Raw genomic sequence first — 22,118 nt, forward strand, 5'->3', positions numbered from 1 at the left:
TGCGCCTGAACAGTAAAGGTGAATACTGGTTCAAGCGTCAGGAGCTGCAGGCCAGCAGTAAACCGGAATACATAGGGCCGGGGACGCTGGCTCGCGCCGAATATGCCCGGTGTGATGGTCATTTTTACCTGCATAAAAAAGAAACGAAAGGCCGGAGGCACAAGTACTCACGCTGTCGAATACGTCGTAAATCACAGATAAAAGACGGACGTTCTTCAGCAAAAGAACCGTGGCTACTTTTTAGTAGCGCAAATGATTTTAAGCCACGTGAAATCATGAAGTTATACAGTCGTCGAATGCAGATAGAACAGAACTTCCGGGATGAGAAAAGTGAACGTTTTGGTTTTGGTCTGCGTGCCTGTTACAGCCGAACTGCCGGGAGAATACGGGTACTGAGCTTGCTGGCAACACTGAGTACAATCGTGTTGTGGCTTATTGGCTATCATGCTGAAAATAAAGGGTTACATCTGAGGTATCAGGCTAATAGCCTTAAGTCACGACGGGTTATTTCATATCTGACATTAGCGGAAAATGTCTTGCGACACTCTCCGCTAATTTTAAAACGAACAGTGCTGAGCACTATTCTTAACCACCTCGCCAAAACCTACCAAAATATGGTGCTGGTTTATTAGCGCTGATTTGTGGGGATCCCTCAGCGCCGGAGCGGGTTTTAAATGCTGAGTAATAATTAACGCAGCAGAGACATCATTGCCTGAGGAACCTGGTTGGCCTGAGACAGAACAGAAGTACCTGCCTGCTGCAGGATCTGCGCTTTAGACATATTAGACACTTCTACCGCATAGTCTGCATCTTCAATACGGCTACGGGCTGAAGACAGGTTGTTCACGGTGTTGTTCAGGTTAGAGATGGTGGACTCAAAACGGTTCTGAGACGCACCCAGGGAGCTACGTTGCTCATCGACAGCTTTAATAGCTTTATCGATATCAGCCAGCGGGCTACCGTCAGTTGCACCAGTAGAGTCAACCGTTCCGGTCAGAACGTCGAAGCCAGTTGCTGCAACAGTACGCAGGCTACCATTGACGACAGTTCCTGCCGTTGCTTCAGCAGCGGTTGCACCAGCCACTTTTGCAGCTTCAGTATCTACAGAAACTTTACCTGTCATTGCTGCAGTTGCAGCAGTTTTCTCAGCAGCGGTTGGAGTGGCGCCATACAGGGCATCCAGCGCAGTATGATCGCCAGCTGACAGAGTTGCCTTAGAATCAATACCTGCAGCAGTTTTAAACGTAGCGAGGGCAGTAGCCTGAGTAGCGGCAGTAGTCGCAGCTGTTGCAGCTAAACCTACGTCACCAGGAGCAGCAGTTGAAGCAGCAGCAGCGGCAGTTGCAGCAGTCGCTGCTGTCTTATAGTCACCGTAAGCTGTTTTAGCACCGGCAGTATCGATTTTAGCCAGAACCTGGGTGTCAAGATTCGCATCGTACGCAGTGTTATAAGCAGTTGTTGCAGTGGCTAAATCAGCACCATTCTTATTCAGTGATGCAGTTGAAGTACCATCCACGCCAGCAGCAGCCAGGTTCCAGCCTGAGCTTGCTTTAATATCGATATTGATCTGCTCGCCGTCTTTAGCGCCAACCTGGAAGTTATACGCCTTATCGTCACCGCCACGGTTATCAAGAATTTTGATGCCGTTAAAGTCGGTTTGTTTGGTAACGCGGTTAATTTCTTCCATACGCTGGTTAACTTCAGACTGGATGGAGTCGATATCAGAGGCGGAGTTAGAGCTGTTCTGCGCTTTAACCGTCAGGTCACGAACACGCTGCAAGTTGTTGTTGATTTCGCTCAACGCACCTTCAGCAGTCTGCGCCATAGAAATACCGTCGTTGGCATTACGCGCAGCGGTAGTCAGACCATTAATGTTAGAGGTAAAACGGTTGGCAATCGCCTGGCCAGATGCATCATCTTTGGCGCTGTTGATACGTGAACCAGAAGATAAACGCTCAATGGCACTGCCCAGAGAAGCCTGGGATTTGTTCAGGTTGTTTTGGGTCATCAGCGACAAGCTGTTAGTACTAATTACTGCCATAATCGTATTCCTTCAGTAAGTGTTGTCAATGTAGCGTGTAGATCTACGAAGATATTTTTTGTTATCGGCAACATTCCTCAAGCCTTTAATCTATTTTCAGGAAAGGAAAAATTACTGAAGTACTTCTGATGATTAAATCGATAAGAAAGGCAAATGCAGAGGTCTCTGCTTCTTGAATTGATAATTTCATTCAAAATATGAGCGGAAAACAGATGGCAATATTTTCCGCTCAGTTTAGAAAAAATGAGTAATGAATATGGCTCTTAATTATGTCTTAGAAATATATTCAAAATAGATGGCTAAAATTAACGCAGCAGAGACATCATTGCCTGAGGAACCTGGTTGGCCTGAGACAGAACAGAAGTACCTGCCTGCTGCAGGATCTGCGCTTTAGACATATTAGACACTTCTACCGCATAGTCTGCATCTTCAATACGGCTACGGGCTGAAGACAGGTTGTTCACGGTGTTGTTCAGGTTAGAGATGGTGGACTCAAAACGGTTCTGAGACGCACCCAGTGAGCTACGTTGCTCATCGACAGCTTTGATAGCTTTATCGATATCAGCCAGCGGGCTACCGTCGGTTGCACCAGTAGAGTCAACCGTTCCGGTCAGAACGTCGAAGCCAGTTGCTGCAACAGTACGCAGGCTACCATTGACGACAGTTCCTGCCGTTGCTTCAGCAGCGGTTGCACCAGCCACTTTTGCAGCTTCGGTATCAATACCAGAGACTTTAGATTGCATTGCGGTTGCTGCAGTCGTTTTCTGAGCTGCGGTACCAGTAGCATAAAGAGCCGCCAGTGCAGTATGATCGCCAGCTGTAAGAGTAGTCTTAGAATCAATACCTACTTCAGTTTTATATGCAGCAAGAGCGGTATCTTTAGCCGTACCTGCAGCAGCTGCAGTGTAAGCATCATAAGCAGTTTTAGCATCAGCAGTATCGATTTTAGCCAGAACCTGGGTATTAAGATTCGCATCGTGCGCAGTGTTATAAGCAGTTGTTGCAGTGGCTAAATCAGCACCATTCTTATTCAGTGATGCAGTTGAAGTACCATCCACACCAGCAGCAGCCAGGTTCCAGCCTGAGCTTGCTTTAATATCGATATTGATCTGCTCGCCGTCTTTAGCGCCAACCTGGAAGTTATACGCCTTGTCATCACCGCCACGGTTATCGAGAATTTTGATACCGTTAAAGTCTGTTTGCTTGGTAACACGGTCAATCTCTTCCATACGCTGGTTAACTTCAGACTGAATGGAGTCGATATCAGAGGCAGAGTTAGAGCTGTTCTGCGCTTTAACCGTCAGGTCACGAACACGCTGCAAGTTGTTGTTGATTTCGCTCAACGCACCTTCAGCAGTCTGCGCCATAGAAATACCGTCGTTGGCATTACGTGCCGCGGTAGTCAGACCATTAATGTTAGAGGTGAAACGGTTGGCAATCGCCTGACCAGATGCATCATCTTTGGCGCTGTTGATACGTGAACCAGAAGATAAACGCTCAATGGCACTGCCCAGAGAAGCCTGGGATTTGTTCAGGTTGTTTTGGGTCATCAGCGACAAGCTGTTAGTACTAATTACTGCCATAATCGTATTCCTTCAGTAAGTGTTGTCAATGTAGCGTGTAGATCTACGAAGATATTTTTTGTTATCGGCAACATCCCTCAAGCCTTTAATCTATTTTCAGGAAAGGAAAAATTACTGAAGTGCTCTAATGAGAGAATCGATAAGAAAGGCAGATGCAGAGGTCTCTGCTTGTTGAATTGATAATTTCATTAAAAATATGAGCGGAAAAAAGATGGCAATATTTTCCGCTCAGTTTAGAAAAAAGAGTAATGAATATGGCTCTTAATTATGTCTTAGAGATATATTCAAAATAAATGGCTAATATTAACGCAGCAGCGACATCATTGCCTGAGGAACCTGGTTGGCCTGAGACAGAACAGAAGTACCCGCCTGCTGCAGGATCTGCGCTTTAGACATGTTAGACACTTCTACCGCATAGTCTGCATCTTCAATACGGCTACGGGCTGAAGACAGGTTGTTAACGGTGTTGTTCAGGTTAGAGATGGTAGACTCAAAACGGTTCTGGGAAGCACCCAGGGAGCTACGTTGCTCATCGACAGATTTAATTGCGGCGTCGATATCAGCCAGCGGACTACCGTCGGTTGCACCAGTAGAGTCAACGGTACCGGTCAGAACGTCAAAGCCGGTTGCTGCAACAGTACGCAGACTACCATTGACAACTTTTCCTTCAGCAGTCACGGCCGCAGCACCCGCAGCAGCGCCTGCTTCTTTTGCAGCAGTAGTGTCAAATTTAGAAATCTTTCCGTCAACTGCCGTCAAAGCAGCAGTTGCTTGCGCTGCTGATGGCGTTGCTGCTTCAGAATATGCTTTCAATGCAGTATGATCACCTGCACTGAAGGTCGCACCAGAATCAATTCCTGCGGCAGTTTTATATGCAACAAGAGCCGCAGCTTTTTCAGTAGCATCAACAGTAGTATCATAAGTCACATAAGCGGCTTTAGCAGCTGAAGAACCTATTTTATCTAAAGTTTGTCTCTCTATATCTGCATCATACCCAGCTGTCTCTGCAGCAGTATATTGCGTTTTTGCAGTAGCTAAACTGGCGTCATTTTTATTCAATGATGCACTTGAAGTTTTATCAGTATTTGCAGCAGCCAGGTTCCAGCCAGAACTCGCTTTAATATCGATATTGATCTGCTCACCGTCTTTAGCGCCAACCTGGAAGTTATACGCCTTATCGTCACCGCCACGGTTATCAAGAATTTTGATGCCGTTAAAGTCGGTTTGTTTGGTAACGCGGTTAATTTCTTCCATACGCTGGTTAACTTCAGACTGGATGGAGTCGATATCAGAGGCGGAGTTAGAGCTGTTCTGCGCTTTTACCGTCAGATCACGAACACGCTGTAAGTTGTTGTTGATTTCGCTCAACGCACCTTCAGCAGTCTGCGCCATAGAAATACCGTCGTTGGCATTACGTGCTGCAGTAGTCAGACCATTAATGTTAGAGGTAAAACGGTTGGCAATCGCCTGGCCAGATGCATCATCTTTGGCGCTGTTGATACGTGAACCAGAAGATAAACGCTCAATGGCACTGCCCAGAGAAGCCTGGGATTTGTTCAGGTTGTTTTGGGTCATCAGCGACAAGCTGTTAGTACTGATTACTGCCATAGTCGTATTCCTTTCTATAAGTTTAAGTTTCAGGCTGCGGGCCTACGGCTTGCTTGCCGTTGATACCGTTATCGACTCCTCTCAAACGATCTTTAGCTTTTTTAAATTCCTTGAAAGATGAAATACCCCATTAAACCCCGCTTAACCTCGCTATTGCCCGAGATGCTTTTTTATTAAACTTCCTGTAACGGGTGCCGATAACTGTGCCATTGGTATTCGTTTAATTAAGGAACATAGTATGGCAAGCGTCAGTTCACTTGGAGTGGGTTCCAATCTGAAACTCGGTGATTTACTGGATGATTTAACGAAGGCAGAGCAAGGACGACTCACCCCCCTTACCACCCAGCAAAGCTCATATAAAGCCAAACTGACGGCCTGGAGCGTGGTACAGAGTTCTGTGCAAAAAGTGCAAAGTGCGGCAGAAGCCTTATCAAAAGCGCAGAATATCGCCACCACCAAAGTGACCAGTACCAATAAGGCATTTACCGCTACTATTGATGCTAACGCTAACGCCGCTGCAAGTAACTATTCCGTAGAGGTTACCCAACTGGCTCAGGCACAGTCGTTAGTTTCCGGCAAATTTGACAGTAAAGATGCCGCATTAAGTACCGTAAAAAGTACCGCGGCAGAACCCCGTACTCTGGTATTTACTCAGGGCACTGGCGATGACCAAAAAACGATGAAAGTGTCACTCAGCGACGATCAAACCTCGCTGACAGCGATCCGCGACGCGGTGAATAAGCAACAGGGTGGCGTCACAGCCAGCATTATTCAGGCGGATGATAATAGCTTCCATTTATCCTTTACGGCCCGTGATACCGGTGAAAAAAATGCCATGACTATTGCAGTCACCGGTGATGACGAGCTGCAGGCAAAAATCGGTTACGACAAAGCGGCCAGTACAAATGGCATGGAACAAAAAGTTGCCGCTAAAAATGCCGAGTTAAAAATTAATGATATTGCCATCACTCGCAGCAGTAACACCATTACCGGCGCGCCGGAAGGGATCACTCTGAATTTAACGGCCGTTACTGAAGCGGATAAAGCGGAAACATTAACCGTCACCAAAGATACCGCGCCAATGAAAGCTGCGGTAAAAACCTTTGTCGATGCCTATAACTCGCTGCAAACCACCATTGATTCGCAGACAAAATATACCCAGGCAGATAAAGACAGTACGACACAAAATAGTAGTAATGGCGATCTGCTGGGTGATGGCACTTTGCGTGGCATTCAGACACAAATACGCTCCCTGCTCAGCTCATCGCAAAGCGGTGAGTTTGGTAACCTTGCCTCACTGGGTCTCACTCAGGATATTAGCGGCAGACTGAGTATCGATGATACCCAGCTGGATAAAGCGCTCAATGAGAAGCCAGCCAGCGTGACCGAATTCTTTATCGGTGATGGTGAGAAAACAGGCTTTGGTGTCCAGGTTAATAAGCTGTTAACCAGCGTTCTGGCCAGTGATGGGGCAATAAAAAATGCCACCAACGGTATTGATAAAAGCCTGAAAAATATTGATGACAAGATTAAAACCACCAATGTCAGCATTAATAGTGTGATTGAGCGCTATAAAAAACAGTTTACCGAACTCGATAAAATGGTGAATCAGCTGACAAATACCGGTAACTATCTGACCAAGCAGTTTGAAGCAATGAGTTCATAGAAGGATACACAGATGTATAATCGCGCCGGAGTCAATGCATACGCCCAAGTGGGCCTGGAAAGTGCGGTACTAAGCGCCTCACCCTATCAGTTAGTGGTGATGTTATTTGAAGGCGCAGGTAGCGCCTTAAAAAAAGCTGAGATCCTGATGGATCAGGGGGATATCCCGGGTAAGAGCCAGGCCATTTCAAAGGCTGTAAATATTATTACCAATGGCCTGCAAGCCGGTCTTGATCATTCGGTTAACGGTGAGTTAACCGGTAACCTTGATAGTCTGTATGACTATATGGTGCGCCGTCTGCTGGAAGCGAATCTTCGCAACGATAAAAATGCGCTCACCGAAGTACAGGGTTTGCTTGGGGGTATCGCTGATGCGTGGAATCAAATTAATCCTTCTGCTGGTTTAACCCAGGATATGCAGCAATGATAGCCACTTCTTCTTCTCTTGCGGACTGGCAGCAGTTACTGCTGCTAAGTAACCAAATGCTTATTATGGCCAGAACTCAACAGTGGGAGGCGTTAATTGACGGAGAACTGAATTATATTCAGCATGTGAATGCGCTTTCTGCCAGCAATGTTAATGCCGCTGACAGCCCCTTTCCCGGCAGAGTGCGGGACATTTTGCGCCAATTACTGGAAAATGAAGCCGAAGTTAAAAGGCTATTACTGGAGCGGATGGATGAGCTAAAGGTGCTGATTCATCAGGGCAATCAGCAGCAGTCGGTGAATCTCGCTTACGGTCGCCTGGCGGGTATGCTATTGCTACCCGCCAGTAATCCGGATACCGACCCGGTGGCAACCAGCGAGTTATAGTCGCCAGGGATCAGGACGGCGGTTGTTGCTCAGTGACCACTTGCAAGGTTTGCAGGGCCTGAGTACATTCGCTTGTAAGCTTACTCACGCGCTGTAGGGTCATTCCCGCGTACCTCAGCTGACTATCATGCGGCGCCAGGGAGTAAATATCACCTTTCTCGGTTCTATTTTGCCAGCTCTCACCATCTGACTTCAGGGATAGCTTACCTGATACAGCTATCACCCGTTGCCACTGGCGGCAGTCGAGAGTTGTTCCGTCTGGCGTGACTACCAGTGATGCCTGCGCTTCGGGGCTGATAAGCTCGCTTTGCGGGCCGACTGACTGCCAGTACCCCGTCAACCCGGCGGGTGCCGGATGCGCAATCACATCAGAATACTCTTTTACCTCAGCACAGCCTGCCAGCAACAATAGTCCTGCTATCAGTAATCCTTGTTTCATCCTCATCCCCTTATTAACCGGATAAGTTCAGATTCTAGCAGCAATACCGTTAGTTAGTTGCTTTTACCCAGGCCCCGCAAGAGAAAAAGAATTGTTCAGCACTGGCTATCTGCCCTACTGCTTTATCCCCATAACGGGTAACCAGCAGTGCGAGCAGTGACTCGGCCATTCCCATAGCGGCGACAACGGAGGGAAAGAATGAAGGACTATGGGATGAAAAGTAGAGCGTATGGGTCGCAGACTTCGCAAGGGGTGATAGCGGGGAGTCTGTAAGCGCGACGATTTGACTTCCGGCACGGCGAGAGGCTTCCAGTACGTCCAGCGATTCCCGGGAATAAGGTGAAAATCCAATCATCAGCACCACGTCATCCGTGGTCAGCTCGCGGGTAAAGACCTCATAGTTGCTGGCCTGGCCGTCAATCAGCGAAACGTGTTTTTCAAATAACCGGTAACTGTAAAACAGGGTATAAGCCACCGGATAACTGGCCCGAAAACCACAGACATAGACATGTTCGGCACGATACAGGGCTTCAATCGCAGCACTCATTTGCTGATGATTTTGTTGCCGGGTCTCCAGCAGGTTTTCGTTATGCGCATCAAACATGGCCTGATAAAGCGTGGTTGAGCTGCTATGGCTTAACAGCTTTTTGGCCCGACTTTGATAGCTTTCTGGGTTCAGCCCCAGAGTCTGAACAAAATCTTGTTTAAAGGCTTCCCACCCGGAATATTCCAGGCGCTGCGCCAGGCGTAATAAGGTTGCGGGTTTCACACCTACCTGGGCGGCAAAAGCGCGCATAGATAAGGTCATCGCATCCTGAGGATACTGGCGAATAAAGTCCGCAGCACGCTGTAGTTCGGGGGTCAATAAAACCGTCTTCTGTTCCAGCATTTCTTGCGGGGTCATAAAGTCGTCTTACTCCTGTGATTAGCAGCGAAAATCCAGCGATTATTACAAAAGTACCGGATTTCCAACCAAACCGTAAGCGATTCTCACGAAAATCAGCGGGTTTCATGACCTGGATTAATAACGGTGCTAAAGGCAGAAGTCACCGGGTACTGTTGCTAAGATAATTGTGGTCATTGATAACGAATATTCACGAGGAGTAATACAAAAAATCGATTTACTCACAGAGTCTTAATCAAAGAAGAGAAAAAAAGAAGAAGGAATATGGATTGACTCAAGTAGGCTTTATCAGAACGATAATTTTACGGTGAAAACATCGCCCCTGAGGGCGATGAATGTTATTCGATGGCTTTCTTTTCCACTTTAGCAGCAACAATAAATGCATCATTTCGACGGTTAAAATCAGCGACCTGATTAAACCGATTAAAGTCAAACGCCTGCCTGGCTATCACCTTACGCTGTCCATAGATTTCATCCTGAGCAGCCCGATACAAAGCGTTATTGTGCCCGGCATTCCAGATAAATCCGCCGGCCAGGCTAATAACGAACAGTGCGATGGGTGCTTTGTAGTACCATTTCATAAACTACCTCTACAACAGGAATAAGTTAACGTTCAACTTCACAGCAGCGGTGCAGCCCTCTCTTAATAGCTAAACCAGGCGATATCCACTTAAGTGACTCATCGGCAGCGTCAGCGAAATCTTTAATGTTTCGTTTCGAGGTAATGACAGAGTTAATATTCTTATTGATACTGCGCTAAAAGTTTTGCGCACCATCAGGTCGAATGAATCTGACCCGGAGAGTAATATTATGTTGACGTGTTTTTTCGCAAAAATAAAAAGAGCCTTATTCACAAATACACGTTTCTATTCAATTACAATCAAATAGCTTAAATAACTACATCTTCACAACTCTATATTAACAACTACACCTGCATATTCATCATTTCCTGATAGGCGCTAACCAGCTTATTACGCACCTGAACACCCATCGCTAATGATACGGAGGATTTTTGCAGATCGACCATCATGTCATTCAGTCCGATTCCGGGAACACCAAGAGAAAATTTTTCTGCCTGAGTTCTGGCTGTATTCGAGGCTTCACTAATACGACCAAGCGCCGCATTTAATTCACCCGCGAAATTCACGCTACCTGCTGCCAGTGGTTGCGGTGTGATTTGTTGTGCCTGGACAGCGGTTGCTTTCAGTTGCTGCAACACGCCTTCAATACCCTGAATGGCCATCTGGTTTCCCCTGTTGGTTAATCACAAGCAGATTAACATCTTACCAGCAGAGTAAAGGCGCTAATTAGATACAAAAAACCGGGCTAATTCAGCCATAGAAATTCCCTAAAAAGAAAATAATGATGCTGCCATATTGTGGCATTTTTGCTGTAACTGTCTCTCAGGGAGCCTTTTGTGTTCACTCTTTATTCGAATGACTCTGTATACGCTGTGCGACGAGGTGCTGAATGACGGCCGCAACACAGGCACCAACGCCACCGGCTAAGGCAACTGAGTGGTTAAGCAGCCTGCGCGCTAATCCGAAGATCCCTCTCATAGTGGCCGCAGCTGCTGCCGTTGCGATTATTGTCGCCCTGGTTCTTTGGGCGAAAACACCTGATTATCGAGTACTGTATAATAATTTATCTGACCAGGACGGCGGGGCTATTGTCACGCAACTGACGCAGATGAATATTCCGTATCGTTATTCAGACAATGGCAGTGCTATCCTGGTACCTGACGATAAAGTCTATGATTTACGTTTGCGCCTGGCTCAGCAAGGGTTACCAAAAGGTGGCGCGGTTGGCTTTGAACTGCTGGATAAAGAAAAATTTGGTATCAGCCAGTTCAGCGAGCAAGTGAATTATCAGCGGGCACTGGAAGGTGAGCTGGCACGGACGATTGAAACTCTCGGCCCGGTTAAACGTGCCCGTATCCACCTGGCGATGCCAAAACCTTCATTGTTTGTCCGTGAGCAAAAATTACCTTCCGCTTCAGTAACCTTAAATCTGGAACCCGGCCGGGCGCTGGATGAAGGCCAGGTCAATGCTATCGTGCATATGGTCTCCAGTGCTGTCGCAGGTTTACCGCCGGGTAATGTGACGTTAGTCGATCAGGGAGGGCATTTGCTGACTCGCTCTGAAACACCAGGGCGCGCACTCAATGATACTCAATTAAATTACGCCATGGATGTTGAAAGTCGTTATCAGCGTCGTATTGAGTCTATTCTGGTTCCCATCGTCGGAAGCGGTAACGTTCATGCTCAGGTCACGGCACAAATTGACTTTGCCAGCAAAGAACAGACCGAAGAGCAATATCGCCCCAACGGAGATCCTGAGCAGAGCGCGGTTCGTTCACGCCAGTTAAATCAAAGCGACCAGTCAAATGGTCAGTTCCCGGGCGGCGTCCCGGGTGCGTTATCTAATCAGCCAGCACCCGCAAATGCAGCTCCGATTACCACCCCTGCCCAGCCAAATGCACAAGGTAATAATCAACAGGGTGCAACCACTGCCGCCACCCAGAATGGCAGCCACAACAGCGCCCGGGATGAAACAACCAACTATGAGGTAGATAAGACGATTCGTCATACCCGCCTCAATGTGGGTGATGTTCAGCGCCTGTCCGTAGCCGTCGTGATTAATTATCGCCAGCAGGCAGATGGAGCCCCTGCCCCGCTGAGTGAAGATCAGTTAAAACAAATTGAGAGTCTGACCCGCGAAGCGATGGGCTTCTCTGACACACGTGGCGATACCCTGAATGTCGTTAACTCTCCATTCAGTGCAGTTGAAGATGAAACCCTCGAAAGTCTGCCGTTCTGGAAGTCGCAGAAATTCTTCGATCTGCTGCTCTCGGCAGGACGCTGGTTACTGGTTCTGCTGGTGGTCTGGTTACTGTGGCGGAAAGCGATACGACCGCTGATCACTCAACGTACCGAAGCGATAAAACTGGCCAGCGAAGTGGAACAGGCACGTAAAGAAGCCGAAGAACCTGCGGTAGCCGTGCATCTGACCCGTGATGAACAAATACAACAACGTAAAGTGAATCAGCGCCTGGGTGTTGAAATAATGAGCCAGCGTGTTCGCGATCTGTCAGATAGTGATCCTCGCGTCGTTGCGCTGGTGATCCGCCAATGGATGAGTGATGAGCTATGAGCATAACCGGAACGGAAAAAAGTGCGATTTTACTGATGACCATCGGCGAAGATCGTGCAGCCGAAGTATTTAAACATCTTAATCCGCGTGAAGTGCAGCACCTGAGTACCGCGATGGCCAATGTTCAGCAAATTTCGAACAAAGTCCTTACCGAGGTGTTAGCTGAGTTTGAACAGGAAGCTGAGCAGTTTGCTGCTTTGAGCGTCAATGCGAGCGACTATCTGCGCTCGGTTCTGGTAAAAGCGCTGGGCGCCGAACGTGCGGCCACTCTGCTTGAAGATATTTTCGAGACCCGTGATACCACCAGCGGCATTGAAACACTGAACTTTATGGAACCGCAAAGTGCGGCCGATCTGATTCGTGATGAACATCCGCAGATTATTGCCACTATTCTGGTGCATTTAAAACGCAACCAGGCGGCGGATATTTTAGCGCTGTTCGATGAACGTGCGCGCAATGACATTATGCTGCGTATTGCCACCTTTGGTGGCGTACAGCCTGCCGCACTGGCAGAACTGACCGAAGTACTGAATAACTTACTGGATGGTCAGAATCTTAAACGCAGCAAAATGGGCGGCGTAAGAACCGCAGCTGAAATCATTAACTTAATGAAAACGCAGCAGGAAGAAGCGGTTATTAGCGCGGTACGTGACTTTGATGGCGAGCTGGCACAGAAAATTATCGACGAGATGTTCCTGTTCGAAAATCTGGTCGCTGTGGACGATCGCAGTATTCAGCGCTTGCTTCAGGAAGTGGAGTCCGAGTCACTGCTGGTGGCACTGAAAGGTTCAGAACCGCCATTGCGCGAGAAATTCCTGCGCAATATGTCGCAACGTGCCGCCGATATTCTGCGTGATGACTTGAATAACCGCGGTCCGGTCCGTTTGTCTCAGGTCGAAAACGAACAGAAAGCGATTTTGCTGATTGTCCGCAGACTGGCAGAAACGGGCGAAATGGTCATTGGTACCAGCGAGGACACCTATGTCTGATGCGCAGCCCTGGAAACCATGGATACCGGATGATTTCACCTTTCCGAAACCGGAATTTGAACATATTGAACCCGTTGAGGCTGATCCTGAATTGGACCAGCAAGGAGAGCCCTCTCCAGAAATGGATAGTGCTCAACAACTGGCCATGATTCAGATGCAGGCGCATGAACAAGGGCAGCGCACCGGTTTTACCGCCGGTCATAGCGAAGGGCTGGAAGAAGGCCGAAAAACCGGCTTTCAGCAAGGGCTGGAACAAGGTATTGCTGAAGCAAAGCAGCAGCAGGCACCGATCCATGCCCGCATGCAACAGCTGGTCAGTGAATTCCAGTATACCCTTGATGCACTGGACAGTGTGATTGCCTCACGTTTAATGCAGATGGCACTGGAAGCCGCGCGTCAGGTGATTGGTCAGACCCCCGCCGTCGACAGTACCGCCCTGATAAAACAGATTCAGGGTTTGCTGGCACAGGAACCTTTATTTAGCGGTAAGCCTCAGTTACGTGTACACCCGGATGACTTACAGCGCGTTGAGGATGTACTGGGGGCAACCTTGAGTCTGCACGGCTGGCGGTTACGCGGCGATCCATCCTTACATCAGGGCGGTTGTAAAGTCTCTGCTGATGAAGGCGATTTGGATGCCAGCGTCGCCACTCGCTGGCAGGAGCTGTGTCGCCTGGCGGCACCAGGAGTACTGTAATGACAGCCCGACTGACACGCTGGCTCGATACTCTTGATAACTTCGAGACCCGTATGGCTCAACTCCCTGCCATACGGCAATACGGCCGTCTGACGCGTGCAACCGGTCTGGTACTGGAGGCCACCGGACTCCAGTTACCCCTGGGTGCTACCTGTATCATTGAGCAACATGAACGTGATATTGAGAGTGAGGTCGTCGGTTTCAACGGCCAGAGACTATTTCTGATGCCACTGGAAGAGGTCGAGGGTATTTTACCCGGCGCTCGCGTCTATGCCAGGGCTGCAACCATGAACAGTAAACAGGGTGGTAAACAGTTACCACTTGGTCCTTGTTTGCTGGGACGCGTACTGGATGGCAGTGGTCGCCCGCTCGACGGCTTACCCTCTCCTGAAACACCGACCCATGGCTCGCTGGGCTCGACCCCCTTTAACCCATTACAACGAACGCCGATTGAGCAGGTACTGGATGTCGGTGTCCGTCCAATTAATGCCTTACTGACTGTTGGTCGAGGTCAGCGTATGGGCCTGTTTGCCGGGTCAGGCGTCGGCAAAAGTGTGTTACTTGGCATGATGGCGCGTTATACCGAAGCCGATGTCATTGTGGTCGGTCTGATTGGTGAACGTGGGCGTGAAGTAAAAGATTTTATTGAAAATATCCTCGGTGCAGAGGGTCGTGCGCGCTCCGTGGTGGTTGCCGCCCCCGCGGATGTTTCTCCTCTGCTACGTATGCAAGGCGCCGCCTATGCGACACGTATTGCGGAAGATTTCCGTGACCGCGGCCAGCATGTTTTGTTGATTATGGACTCCCTGACACGTTATGCGATGGCGCAACGTGAAATTGCTCTGGCAATCGGTGAACCGCCGGCGACCAAAGGTTACCCGCCTTCCGTATTTGCTAAGCTGCCCGCACTGGTTGAACGAGCCGGTAACGGCACTGAAGGCGGCGGATCCATTACTGCTTTTTATACGGTGCTGACCGAAGGAGATGACCAGCAAGATCCGATTGCTGACTCAGCACGCGCCATTCTTGATGGACATATCGTCTTATCACGGCGTTTAGCTGAAGCAGGCCATTACCCGGCGATTGATATTGAAGCCTCTATCAGTCGTGCCATGACTTCACTCATTAGCAGTGAACATTATGCGCGAGTACGACATTTTAAACAGTTGCTCTCCAACTATCAGCGCAACCGCGATTTGATCAATGTCGGAGCTTATGCGAAAGGAAGCGATCCGATGCTGGATAAAGCCATTATCCTCTGGCCTGCGCTGGAAGCTTTTTTGCAACAGGGTATCGATGAACGTGCTGGCTGGGAAGAATCTTGTCTGACCTTAGAGACATTATTTCCCGCAATGTGATAGAGGATAAACATGGCTCAATATAGCGCACTGGATACATTAAGTGAGCTCGCTTCACAGGAAGTGGAAAAGGCAGCCATCATGCTCGGTGATATGCGCCGTGGCTGTCAGCATGCAGAACAGCAGCTCGATATGCTGGTTAATTATCAGGATGAGTATCGTAGTTCCCTTAACACTAATATGTCCCAGGGCATGGCGAATGCTCGCTGGCATAACTACCAGCAATTTATTTCAACGCTGGAAAAAGCGATTGAACAGCATCGCCAGCAATTGATGCAGTGGAATCGTAAAGTTGACCAGGCACTTGATGCATGGCGTGAGAAGAAGAAAAAGTTGCAGGCCTGGCAAACATTGCAGGAAAGAAAAGCAACGGCTGCATTACTTGCCGAAAATAAACTCGACCAGAAACAAATGGATGAGTATGCCCAGCGCGCCACCCAGAGGAAAGGTGAATGATAACTCTGCCCCATGTGACACAACAAAGTTTGGTTGATAAACCCGGCGCACCGGAAAGTCAGATAAGTGATGGCGAAGAGATTCCAGCAGACTTTTTACAGCTCGTACGAGCGGCTAAAACGGCAGGTCTTAAACCGGATGTTGAAGAGGCCGTTTTACGTAAAGTCGCCGTTAAAAATGACAGTATTAAGCTCACGCTGGAGCAAGTGACTGAGAAACTGGCTGCTGAACCGCAAGATGCTCTGGCGGCTTTGCTGGCTCCTCAGGGAAAAACCCTGCCAGTGACAAAAACGTTACTTACAGCAAGTGATAAAACAGACGAGGGTGATGACCCTGACTTGCAGGCGATAACAGCGTTATTTGCCATGCTACCTCAGCAGGAATTATCCACCCGCGACTCTCCGGTGGCGACAGACAAGCTCCCTGCCAGACCGCCGGTTACTGCCAAAGGGCTGGATATTACCCTTACTGCTAATCCGCAATCCGCCGCCACACAAACTGTCGATACCGACAAATCACGACCTCTGACAGCTGAGAATGTGGCTGCCGGACGTTTTGTGCCAGCAGATGCCCAGACTAACCTGAAGGTGGTTGATAATCAGATTCCCTTGAGTCCGCCGGTCAGTAGCAGTGCGCCTGTCATTTCTACCGGGGCGCCTCTGACGGTACCCGCTACGCCAATACTGAATTCTCAGTTAGGCAGCCAGGAGTGGCAACAGCAATTATCTCAGCAAATCATGCTGTTTACTCGCCAGGGGCAGCAGCACGCAGAGTTACGCTTACATCCGGAACATCTGGGTAAAGTCGAGATCAGTTTAAAACTGGATGATAACCAGCTACAGCTACAAATTATGTCGCCGCACAGCCATGTCCGCGCAGCGATTGAAGCCGCCCTGCCAATGTTACGCACCTCACTGAATGAAAGCGGTGTGCAGTTAAGCCAGAGCCAAGTCAGTGATGAAGGATCTATGCCGCAACAGCAGACCCCTCAGCAAGAACAGCAAAACGCCCGACAGAGCGGAACTTTCACCCTGGAATCACCTGAGGATGATACCCCTTTGGCCGTAAGTGAGACATTAGAGCGGCTGGCGCAGAATAAAGGAGCTGTCGATATTTTTGCCTGAACAGGCAGAGATAGTCTCTGATTCAACGGGTGACAAGCAAGCCCTCACCCCGGTAGCGGAAAGCATGCCGGGTATCCTTGCGGGCAAACGCCAGAGGTGAAGACATTAAATAGCCTTTTTCAACGCTTTGACCACCGCAAGACACGGGATAATTGTGTTACAGCTGTAACGATACAGGAATAAAGCGTTCAATGACTGATACCGCCTCGAAAAAAGGCCGCCTTCGCACCGTATGGATGCCGTTACTGGTACTGATCACTCTTGCAGCTTGCGCAACCGCAGGCTATAGCTATTGGCGTCTGCAACAGCAAGTTAGTGTGGAGCAAGAACTGGCACCGAAACCCCCTGCTGCGCCTATTTTTTATGCTCTGGATACGTTCACCGTGAATCTGGGTGACGCCGATCGTGTTTTGTACATTGGTGTGACTTTACGCTTAGATGAAGAAGAAACTCGTCTGCGTCTGGGTGAGTTTTTACCCGAAGTGCGCAGTCGGTTATTGCTGTTGTTTTCACGTCAGGATGCCAATGCACTGGCAACCGAAGACGGAAAATTGAAGTTAGTTGAGGCGATAAAATCTACGCTGGCGACCCCGCTGGTTTCCGGAAAAAACCCACAGGTAGTCAGCGACGTGCTGTATACCGCCTTCATTTTGCGATAACTTTATGGGCGATAGTATTCTTTCCCAGGCCGAAATTGATGCGTTGTTGAATGGCGACAGCGACAGTAGCGCTTTGCCATTAGAAAATCCTGGCAGCGACTCCAATATTCGGCCTTATGATCCTAATACGCAGCGTCGTGTTATTCGAGAGCGTTTACAGGCGCTCGAAATTATCAATGAACGTTTTGCCCGTCAGTTTCGCATGGGGTTATTTAACCTTCTGCGACGCAGCCCGGATATTACTGTCGGCGCAATTCGTATTCAGCCATATCTTGAGTTTGCCCGTAATCTTCCGGTGCCAACTAACCTCAACCTGATCCATCTTAAACCGCTACGTGGTACCGGTTTATTTGTGTTTTCTCCAAGCCTGGTCTTTATTGCCGTTGATAACCTGTTTGGTGGAGATGGTCGCTTCCCGACTAAAGTTGAAGGACGTGAATTCACTCATACCGAACAACGTGTTATCAACCGCATGCTCAAACTGGCACTGGAATCTTACAGTGATGCCTGGAAAGCGATTTATCCGCTTGATATTGAGTATGTCCGTTCAGAAATGCAGGTGAAGTTTACTAATATCACGACCTCACCGAATGACATTGTCGTTAATACGCCCTTCCATGTGGAAATAGGCAACCTGACCGGTGAATTTAACATTTGTTTGCCGTTTAGCATGATTGAACCGCTACGCGAGTTACTGGTTAACCCACCACTGGAAAACTCGCGTCAGGAAGACCAAAGCTGGCGCGATACGTTAGTGCGTCAGGTCCAGCATTCAGAACTGGAATTAATTGCAAACTTTGCTGACATCCCACTGCGTTTATCGCAAATACTCAAACTCAAACCCGGTGACGTACTGCCTGTAGATAAACCAGAACGCATCATTGCCCACGTAGATGGGGTGCCGGTGCTGACAAGTCAGTATGGCACGATGAATGGTCAGTATGCCCTGCGTGTTGAACATTTGATCAACCCAGTCTTGAATTCGCTGAACGAGGAACAGCTCAAATGAGTGACATTAATCAACCGTCCAATGATATCCCTGATTCAGTGGACGACCTGTGGGCTGATGCTTTAAACGAACAAAAAGTTGCCAGTAAAAGCACTGCGGATAATGTCTTTCGTGCACTGGAAGACAATAGCGTAGCCGGAAATCTGCAAGATATTGATTTAATAATGGATATCCCTGTCAAACTCACTGTTGAGTTGGGCAGAACCCGTATGACCATCAAAGAGCTGCTTCGCCTGACTCAAGGTTCTGTCGTCGCACTGGATGGCCTTGCCGGGGAACCTCTGGATATCCTGATTAACGGTTACTTAATCGCTCAGGGTGAAGTGGTGGTAGTCGCTGATAAATACGGTGTCCGTATTACCGATATTATTACGCCTTCTGAGCGAATGCGTCGTCTGAGTCGCTAAATGAAAACCCAGTCCGTTGCTCTCTCTGCCCCCGCACATACTGACTCACCGTTAATATCGGTGAGCGCTGCGCTTGGGGGCATTGTTTTACTGATTTTACTTGCTGCCTGGATTGCCCGGCGTTTTGGGTTTATGGGTGCCCGTATGGCAGGTAAAAAAACACTACAGATCCGTGCCAGTGCGAATCTTGGACCACGGGAGCGTGTGGTCGTGGTCGATATTGAGGATGTCCGACTGGTATTGGGTGTAACCGCCTCACAAATCACCCACTTACATACGCTGCCGCAGAGCCCGGAAAACGAACCGCCTGTAGCACAGGATAATTCTGCTGATTTCCAAAATATAATGAAAAAATTGTTAAAACGTAGCGGGAAAGCGTGATGAAATCGGGACGGCTCCGCATACTTATCCTGTTACTCTTGGTTATACCCGGCGCAACCTTTGCCCAGTTACCCGGCCTGATAAGCCAGCCACTGGCAAACGGCGGACAAAGCTGGTCACTGCCCGTACAAACGCTGGTATTTATTACCTCGTTAACCTTTATTCCTGCGATTTTGCTGATGATGACCAGTTTTACACGGATAATCATCGTTTTTGGCTTACTTCGTAATGCATTAGGTACGCCATCAGCACCGCCGAACCAAGTGTTGATTGGCCTGTCACTTTTTCTGACCTTTTTCATCATGTCGCCTGTATTTGATAAAATTTATAGCGACGCCTATAAACCCTTCAGTGAGAATAAAATCAGTCTTGAAACCGCTCTGGAAACCGGTGCGGAACCGCTGCGGGAGTTTATGCTACGCCAGACCCGTGAAGCCGATCTGGCCTTGTTTGCCCGCCTGGCAAACACCCCTCCTCTGCCAGGTCCGGAAGCTGTATCAATGCGTATTTTGCTACCTGCATATGTCACCAGTGAATTAAAAACCGCCTTCCAGATTGGTTTTACCGTCTTTATTCCGTTTTTAATCATCGATCTGGTTATAGCCAGTGTACTGATGTCTCTAGGGATGATGATGGTTCCCCCGGCAACCATAGCGTTGCCTTTTAAACTCATGCTGTTTGTTCTGGTGGATGGCTGGCAGTTACTGGTCGGTTCTTTAGCACAAAGTTTCTATAGTTAGGGAAAGTGAAATGACGCCAGAATCCGTAATGATGATGGGGACCGAGGCCATGACCGTCGCTCTGGCGCTGGCTGCCCCATTACTGTTAGTCGCATTGCTCAGTGGTCTGGTTATCAGTTTGCTGCAAGCCGCAACGCAAATAAACGAAATGACCCTGTCATTTATTCCAAAAATCCTCGCTGTATTTATCACTATTGTGATTGCCGGGCCGTGGATGCTTAATCTATTGCTTGATTATATGCGCACTCTGTTAACCAATTTACCCTATATCATTGGATGATACAGATTGACAGCAATCAGTGGCTGGAATGGTTAAATCACTATTTCTGGCCACTGTTACGGGTGTTAGCACTGATAATGACAGCGCCAGTACTGAGCGAACGTAGTATTCCTAAACGCGTCAAGATAGCGTTAGGTATTATGATAACGGTCATTATCGCACCTTCCCTGCCCGCGACACATATTACTATTTTCTCGGCCGATGGTTTCTGGCTTGCGATGCAGCAGCTATTAATCGGTGTCGCTCTGGGATTCACGATGCAATTTGCCTTTGCAGCCGTCCGCACAGCCGGAGAAATTGTCGGTTTACAAATGGGACTCTCGTTTGCGACGTTTTTTGATCCTGGTAGTCGCCTTAATATGCCCGTTCTTGCCCGATTTTTGGATATACTGGCGATACTATTATTTTTAACCTTCAATGGCCATTTATGGCTTATATCTATCCTAGTTGATACTTTTCATACCTTGCCCGTTGGTGTTGTGTCAATTAATAGTCAGGTATTTATGACATTAACGCGTTCTGCCGGACTTATTTTCATTAATGGTTTAATGCTCGCCTTACCTCTTATTACTCTACTGCTCACACTGAATATTGCCCTTGGGATGCTGAACAGAATGTCACCACAACTTTCTGTTTTTGTTATCGGCTTTCCTGTTACCTTATCAGTTGGTATGTTAGTTTTTGCCGCAATGATGCCGCTGGTTGCTCCTTTTGTCGAACATTTATTCAGTACAATATTTGATCTCCTCGCTAATATTATCCACGAACTTCCTGCATCCGACTAAGAAAAACCAAGATAAAAGAGTTTCAATTGAATATTTAGTAATAGTCAAAAAGAACTGATAAACCTCATCACATTTAATTTTTAAAGAAAAAATTACCCTCTTTTTTTATACGTGTTTGCTGCGAAAATTCCTGAAAAACAATAATCTACTTTACAGAATAGTGTTTTCACTTTTTACTAATCATGCTTAATGACGAAAGTATAGCTTATCAAACGGAATATATTATATATCGAAACGGGTTAACAACTATTATTTATTCAAAGAACACCAGACACCGTACGTAGAATTAGAGCAGTAATAAGATATTCAGAATTGGGGTTATTATGTCGATAGTCATCATGGACTCGTGTAGTTATACTAAGCAAGGACTTATCTCTTATCTGACTAGTAGAGGAATAAATAGTCAGAATATTTCTAATGTAGAGACAATAGCTGAACTGACAGATGCCTGTCAAAACTCATTTCCACGTGTAGTCTTTATTAATGAGGACTGTTTTATTCACAATGCAGAGCATAGTTACCAGATAAAAAAAACTATTAATCTGCATGAAAAGACTCTATTCCTGGTTTTTATGGCTATTGCCAATGCAAGCTTTGATGCATTTCTGCGTGTAAAAAACAATCTACTGATCAGTTCTAAATCAATTAAACCTGAGTTCCTGGATGAAATTTTAGAAGGTTATTTACAAAGAAACGGGCAATGCATTGCCAGCATTAACATACCAGTATTAACGCTGAGTAGAACTGAAAACTGCATTTTAAAACTCTGGATGGAGGGGCAGGACACGAATAAAATATCCGAAAAAATGAAAGTAAAACCTAAGACTGTTTCATCACACAAAGGAAATATCAAGCGAAAGATAAAAACGCATAATAAAAAAGTCATTTTTCATGTTGCACGACTAACTGAAAACATGACCAATGGTATTGTTATTAAACTCAGCTAATTTTTAACAGCCATATTTAGCAGGCCTGTGTTTTTATTTATGCGAATTTTGACCAATAACACAGGTCACTGAGTATTAAA

25 protein-coding genes are annotated in these 22,118 nt (G+C 47.6%); 18 read left to right on the plus strand and 7 right to left on the minus strand.

Annotated elements, in window-relative coordinates:
* Window positions 1-632: IS4 family transposase (locus tag M2387_RS10055; RefSeq protein WP_259049041.1), on the plus strand; the 632-nt coding region annotated here is incomplete at its 5' end.
* A gap of 56 nt (window positions 633-688) precedes the next feature.
* Here M2387_RS10055 and M2387_RS10060 read toward each other — a convergent pair.
* The 3 genes from M2387_RS10060 to M2387_RS10070 all read right to left on the minus strand — a co-directional run bounded on the left by M2387_RS10060 (window position 689) and on the right by M2387_RS10070 (window position 5,232).
* Entirely contained in the window at window positions 689-2,041 is a 1,353-nt protein-coding gene (locus M2387_RS10060; protein WP_310572768.1) for a flagellin N-terminal helical domain-containing protein, read from the minus strand.
* 305 nt (window positions 2,042-2,346) lie between these two features.
* A complete protein-coding gene (locus tag M2387_RS10065; protein WP_310572769.1) occupies window positions 2,347-3,624 on the minus strand; it encodes a FliC/FljB family flagellin in 1,278 nt (425 codons plus the stop codon).
* A gap of 303 nt (window positions 3,625-3,927) precedes the next feature.
* Complete coding sequence (locus M2387_RS10070; RefSeq protein WP_259049042.1) at window positions 3,928-5,232, minus strand: FliC/FljB family flagellin; 1,305 nt, start codon at window positions 5,230-5,232, stop codon at window positions 3,928-3,930.
* Between the two features lie 238 nt (window positions 5,233-5,470).
* On the opposite strand from M2387_RS10070, the gene fliD reads away from it, so the two are divergent.
* Genes fliD through fliT form a run of 3 tightly spaced genes read left to right on the plus strand, consistent with a single transcriptional unit; the run spans window position 5,471 to window position 7,710 of the window.
* On the plus strand, window positions 5,471-6,898 hold the full coding sequence (fliD, locus tag M2387_RS10075; protein ID WP_259049043.1) for a flagellar filament capping protein FliD: 1,428 nt from the start codon (window positions 5,471-5,473) through the stop codon (window positions 6,896-6,898).
* 12 nt (window positions 6,899-6,910) lie between these two features.
* Window positions 6,911-7,324: a flagellar export chaperone FliS gene (fliS, locus tag M2387_RS10080; RefSeq protein WP_259049044.1), complete on the plus strand. Its 414-nt coding sequence runs from the start codon at window positions 6,911-6,913 to the stop codon at window positions 7,322-7,324.
* Window positions 7,321-7,710 (plus strand): flagellar protein FliT, encoded by a 390-nt coding sequence (gene fliT, locus M2387_RS10085; RefSeq protein ID WP_259049045.1) that lies wholly within the window; start codon window positions 7,321-7,323, stop codon window positions 7,708-7,710. Before fliS ends, fliT begins: the two co-directional genes overlap by 4 nt.
* Before the next feature lie 10 nt (window positions 7,711-7,720).
* On the opposite strand, the gene yedD is transcribed toward fliT, so the two are convergent.
* The 4 genes from yedD to fliE form a co-directional block, all read right to left on the minus strand.
* On the minus strand, window positions 7,721-8,149 hold the full coding sequence (gene yedD, locus M2387_RS10090; protein ID WP_259049046.1) for a lipoprotein YedD: 429 nt from the start codon (window positions 8,147-8,149) through the stop codon (window positions 7,721-7,723).
* Window positions 8,150-8,198: 49 nt separating this feature from the next.
* On the minus strand, window positions 8,199-9,053 hold the full coding sequence (locus M2387_RS10095) for a MurR/RpiR family transcriptional regulator (RefSeq protein WP_259049047.1): 855 nt from the start codon (window positions 9,051-9,053) through the stop codon (window positions 8,199-8,201).
* A 338-nt stretch (window positions 9,054-9,391) separates the two neighbouring features.
* Window positions 9,392-9,634 (minus strand): hypothetical protein, encoded by a 243-nt coding sequence (locus M2387_RS10100; RefSeq protein WP_259049048.1) that lies wholly within the window; start codon window positions 9,632-9,634, stop codon window positions 9,392-9,394.
* Window positions 9,635-9,978: 344 nt separating this feature from the next.
* Entirely contained in the window at window positions 9,979-10,296 is a 318-nt protein-coding gene (fliE, locus tag M2387_RS10105; RefSeq protein WP_259049049.1) for a flagellar hook-basal body complex protein FliE, read from the minus strand.
* A 227-nt stretch (window positions 10,297-10,523) separates the two neighbouring features.
* On the opposite strand from fliE, the gene fliF reads away from it, so the two are divergent.
* From fliF to rcsA, 14 genes are all read left to right on the plus strand, one after another.
* Entirely contained in the window at window positions 10,524-12,206 is a 1,683-nt protein-coding gene (gene fliF, locus M2387_RS10110; RefSeq protein ID WP_259049050.1) for a flagellar basal-body MS-ring/collar protein FliF, read from the plus strand.
* The gene (fliG, locus tag M2387_RS10115) at window positions 12,203-13,195 is read left to right on the plus strand and encodes a flagellar motor switch protein FliG (protein WP_259049051.1); all 993 of its coding nucleotides are present in this window, start codon (window positions 12,203-12,205) and stop codon (window positions 13,193-13,195) included. Before fliF ends, fliG begins: the two co-directional genes overlap by 4 nt.
* Window positions 13,188-13,892: a flagellar assembly protein FliH gene (gene fliH, locus M2387_RS10120; RefSeq protein WP_259049052.1), complete on the plus strand. Its 705-nt coding sequence runs from the start codon at window positions 13,188-13,190 to the stop codon at window positions 13,890-13,892. The genes fliG and fliH overlap by 8 nt, the downstream gene beginning before the upstream one ends.
* Window positions 13,892-15,250: a flagellar protein export ATPase FliI gene (fliI, locus tag M2387_RS10125; protein ID WP_259049053.1), complete on the plus strand. Its 1,359-nt coding sequence runs from the start codon at window positions 13,892-13,894 to the stop codon at window positions 15,248-15,250. Before fliH ends, fliI begins: the two co-directional genes overlap by 1 nt.
* 12 nt (window positions 15,251-15,262) lie before the next feature.
* Complete coding sequence (gene fliJ / locus M2387_RS10130) at window positions 15,263-15,706, plus strand: flagellar export protein FliJ (protein WP_259049054.1); 444 nt, start codon at window positions 15,263-15,265, stop codon at window positions 15,704-15,706.
* Window positions 15,703-16,830 carry a flagellar hook-length control protein FliK gene (locus M2387_RS10135; RefSeq protein WP_259049055.1) on the plus strand — a complete coding sequence of 376 codons (1,128 nt, stop codon included), beginning with the start codon at window positions 15,703-15,705 and terminating at the stop codon, window positions 16,828-16,830. Before fliJ ends, M2387_RS10135 begins: the two co-directional genes overlap by 4 nt.
* Window positions 16,831-17,021: 191 nt before the next feature.
* Window positions 17,022-17,489, plus strand: a complete 468-nt coding sequence (fliL, locus tag M2387_RS10140) for a flagellar basal body-associated protein FliL (protein ID WP_259049056.1) — start codon at window positions 17,022-17,024, stop codon at window positions 17,487-17,489.
* Between the two features lie 4 nt (window positions 17,490-17,493).
* The gene (gene fliM / locus M2387_RS10145; RefSeq protein WP_259049057.1) at window positions 17,494-18,498 is read left to right on the plus strand and encodes a flagellar motor switch protein FliM; all 1,005 of its coding nucleotides are present in this window, start codon (window positions 17,494-17,496) and stop codon (window positions 18,496-18,498) included.
* On the plus strand, window positions 18,495-18,905 hold the full coding sequence (gene fliN, locus M2387_RS10150; protein WP_259049058.1) for a flagellar motor switch protein FliN: 411 nt from the start codon (window positions 18,495-18,497) through the stop codon (window positions 18,903-18,905). Before fliM ends, fliN begins: the two co-directional genes overlap by 4 nt.
* Entirely contained in the window at window positions 18,906-19,286 is a 381-nt protein-coding gene (gene fliO / locus M2387_RS10155; RefSeq protein ID WP_259049059.1) for a flagellar biosynthetic protein FliO, read from the plus strand.
* Window positions 19,286-20,026: a flagellar type III secretion system pore protein FliP gene (fliP, locus tag M2387_RS10160; RefSeq protein WP_259049060.1), complete on the plus strand. Its 741-nt coding sequence runs from the start codon at window positions 19,286-19,288 to the stop codon at window positions 20,024-20,026. The genes fliO and fliP overlap by 1 nt, the downstream gene beginning before the upstream one ends.
* Window positions 20,027-20,036: 10 nt before the next feature.
* Window positions 20,037-20,306, plus strand: a complete 270-nt coding sequence (gene fliQ / locus M2387_RS10165; protein WP_259049061.1) for a flagellar biosynthesis protein FliQ — start codon at window positions 20,037-20,039, stop codon at window positions 20,304-20,306.
* On the plus strand, window positions 20,303-21,091 hold the full coding sequence (fliR, locus tag M2387_RS10170) for a flagellar biosynthetic protein FliR (protein WP_259049062.1): 789 nt from the start codon (window positions 20,303-20,305) through the stop codon (window positions 21,089-21,091). The genes fliQ and fliR overlap by 4 nt, the downstream gene beginning before the upstream one ends.
* Window positions 21,092-21,414: 323 nt before the next feature.
* Window positions 21,415-22,038 (plus strand): transcriptional regulator RcsA, encoded by a 624-nt coding sequence (rcsA, locus tag M2387_RS10175; protein ID WP_259049063.1) that lies wholly within the window; start codon window positions 21,415-21,417, stop codon window positions 22,036-22,038.
* Window positions 22,039-22,118: the final 80 nt, after the last annotated feature.

This window comes from Klebsiella sp. BIGb0407, assembly GCF_024807845.1.
Lineage (GTDB): Bacteria > Pseudomonadota > Gammaproteobacteria > Enterobacterales > Enterobacteriaceae > JGM124.

What these genes read in the sequence shown, in the direction of transcription:
- yedD (WP_259049046.1), bottom strand. Translation starts at nt 8,149, where the DNA reads ATGAAACAAGGATTACTGATAGCAGGACTATTGTTGCTGGCAGGCTGT.
- fliS (WP_259049044.1), top strand. Translation starts at nt 6,911, where the DNA reads ATGTATAATCGCGCCGGAGTCAATGCATACGCCCAAGTGGGCCTGGAA.
- fliD (WP_259049043.1), top strand. Translation starts at nt 5,471, where the DNA reads ATGGCAAGCGTCAGTTCACTTGGAGTGGGTTCCAATCTGAAACTCGGT.
- fliR (WP_259049062.1), top strand. Translation starts at nt 20,303, where the DNA reads ATGATACAGATTGACAGCAATCAGTGGCTGGAATGGTTAAATCACTAT.
- M2387_RS10070 (WP_259049042.1), bottom strand. Translation starts at nt 5,232, where the DNA reads ATGGCAGTAATCAGTACTAACAGCTTGTCGCTGATGACCCAAAACAAC.
- fliL (WP_259049056.1), top strand. Translation starts at nt 17,022, where the DNA reads ATGACTGATACCGCCTCGAAAAAAGGCCGCCTTCGCACCGTATGGATG.
- fliQ (WP_259049061.1), top strand. Translation starts at nt 20,037, where the DNA reads ATGACGCCAGAATCCGTAATGATGATGGGGACCGAGGCCATGACCGTC.
- rcsA (WP_259049063.1), top strand. Translation starts at nt 21,415, where the DNA reads ATGTCGATAGTCATCATGGACTCGTGTAGTTATACTAAGCAAGGACTT.
- M2387_RS10100 (WP_259049048.1), bottom strand. Translation starts at nt 9,634, where the DNA reads ATGAAATGGTACTACAAAGCACCCATCGCACTGTTCGTTATTAGCCTG.
- M2387_RS10060 (WP_310572768.1), bottom strand. Translation starts at nt 2,041, where the DNA reads ATGGCAGTAATTAGTACTAACAGCTTGTCGCTGATGACCCAAAACAAC.
- fliI (WP_259049053.1), top strand. Translation starts at nt 13,892, where the DNA reads ATGACAGCCCGACTGACACGCTGGCTCGATACTCTTGATAACTTCGAG.
- fliP (WP_259049060.1), top strand. Translation starts at nt 19,286, where the DNA reads ATGAAATCGGGACGGCTCCGCATACTTATCCTGTTACTCTTGGTTATA.
- fliE (WP_259049049.1), bottom strand. Translation starts at nt 10,296, where the DNA reads ATGGCCATTCAGGGTATTGAAGGCGTGTTGCAGCAACTGAAAGCAACC.
- fliG (WP_259049051.1), top strand. Translation starts at nt 12,203, where the DNA reads ATGAGCATAACCGGAACGGAAAAAAGTGCGATTTTACTGATGACCATC.
- M2387_RS10095 (WP_259049047.1), bottom strand. Translation starts at nt 9,053, where the DNA reads ATGACCCCGCAAGAAATGCTGGAACAGAAGACGGTTTTATTGACCCCC.
- fliO (WP_259049059.1), top strand. Translation starts at nt 18,906, where the DNA reads ATGAAAACCCAGTCCGTTGCTCTCTCTGCCCCCGCACATACTGACTCA.
- M2387_RS10135 (WP_259049055.1), top strand. Translation starts at nt 15,703, where the DNA reads ATGATAACTCTGCCCCATGTGACACAACAAAGTTTGGTTGATAAACCC.
- fliF (WP_259049050.1), top strand. Translation starts at nt 10,524, where the DNA reads ATGACGGCCGCAACACAGGCACCAACGCCACCGGCTAAGGCAACTGAG.
- fliN (WP_259049058.1), top strand. Translation starts at nt 18,495, where the DNA reads ATGAGTGACATTAATCAACCGTCCAATGATATCCCTGATTCAGTGGAC.
- fliM (WP_259049057.1), top strand. Translation starts at nt 17,494, where the DNA reads ATGGGCGATAGTATTCTTTCCCAGGCCGAAATTGATGCGTTGTTGAAT.
- M2387_RS10065 (WP_310572769.1), bottom strand. Translation starts at nt 3,624, where the DNA reads ATGGCAGTAATTAGTACTAACAGCTTGTCGCTGATGACCCAAAACAAC.
- fliJ (WP_259049054.1), top strand. Translation starts at nt 15,263, where the DNA reads ATGGCTCAATATAGCGCACTGGATACATTAAGTGAGCTCGCTTCACAG.
- fliT (WP_259049045.1), top strand. Translation starts at nt 7,321, where the DNA reads ATGATAGCCACTTCTTCTTCTCTTGCGGACTGGCAGCAGTTACTGCTG.
- fliH (WP_259049052.1), top strand. Translation starts at nt 13,188, where the DNA reads ATGTCTGATGCGCAGCCCTGGAAACCATGGATACCGGATGATTTCACC.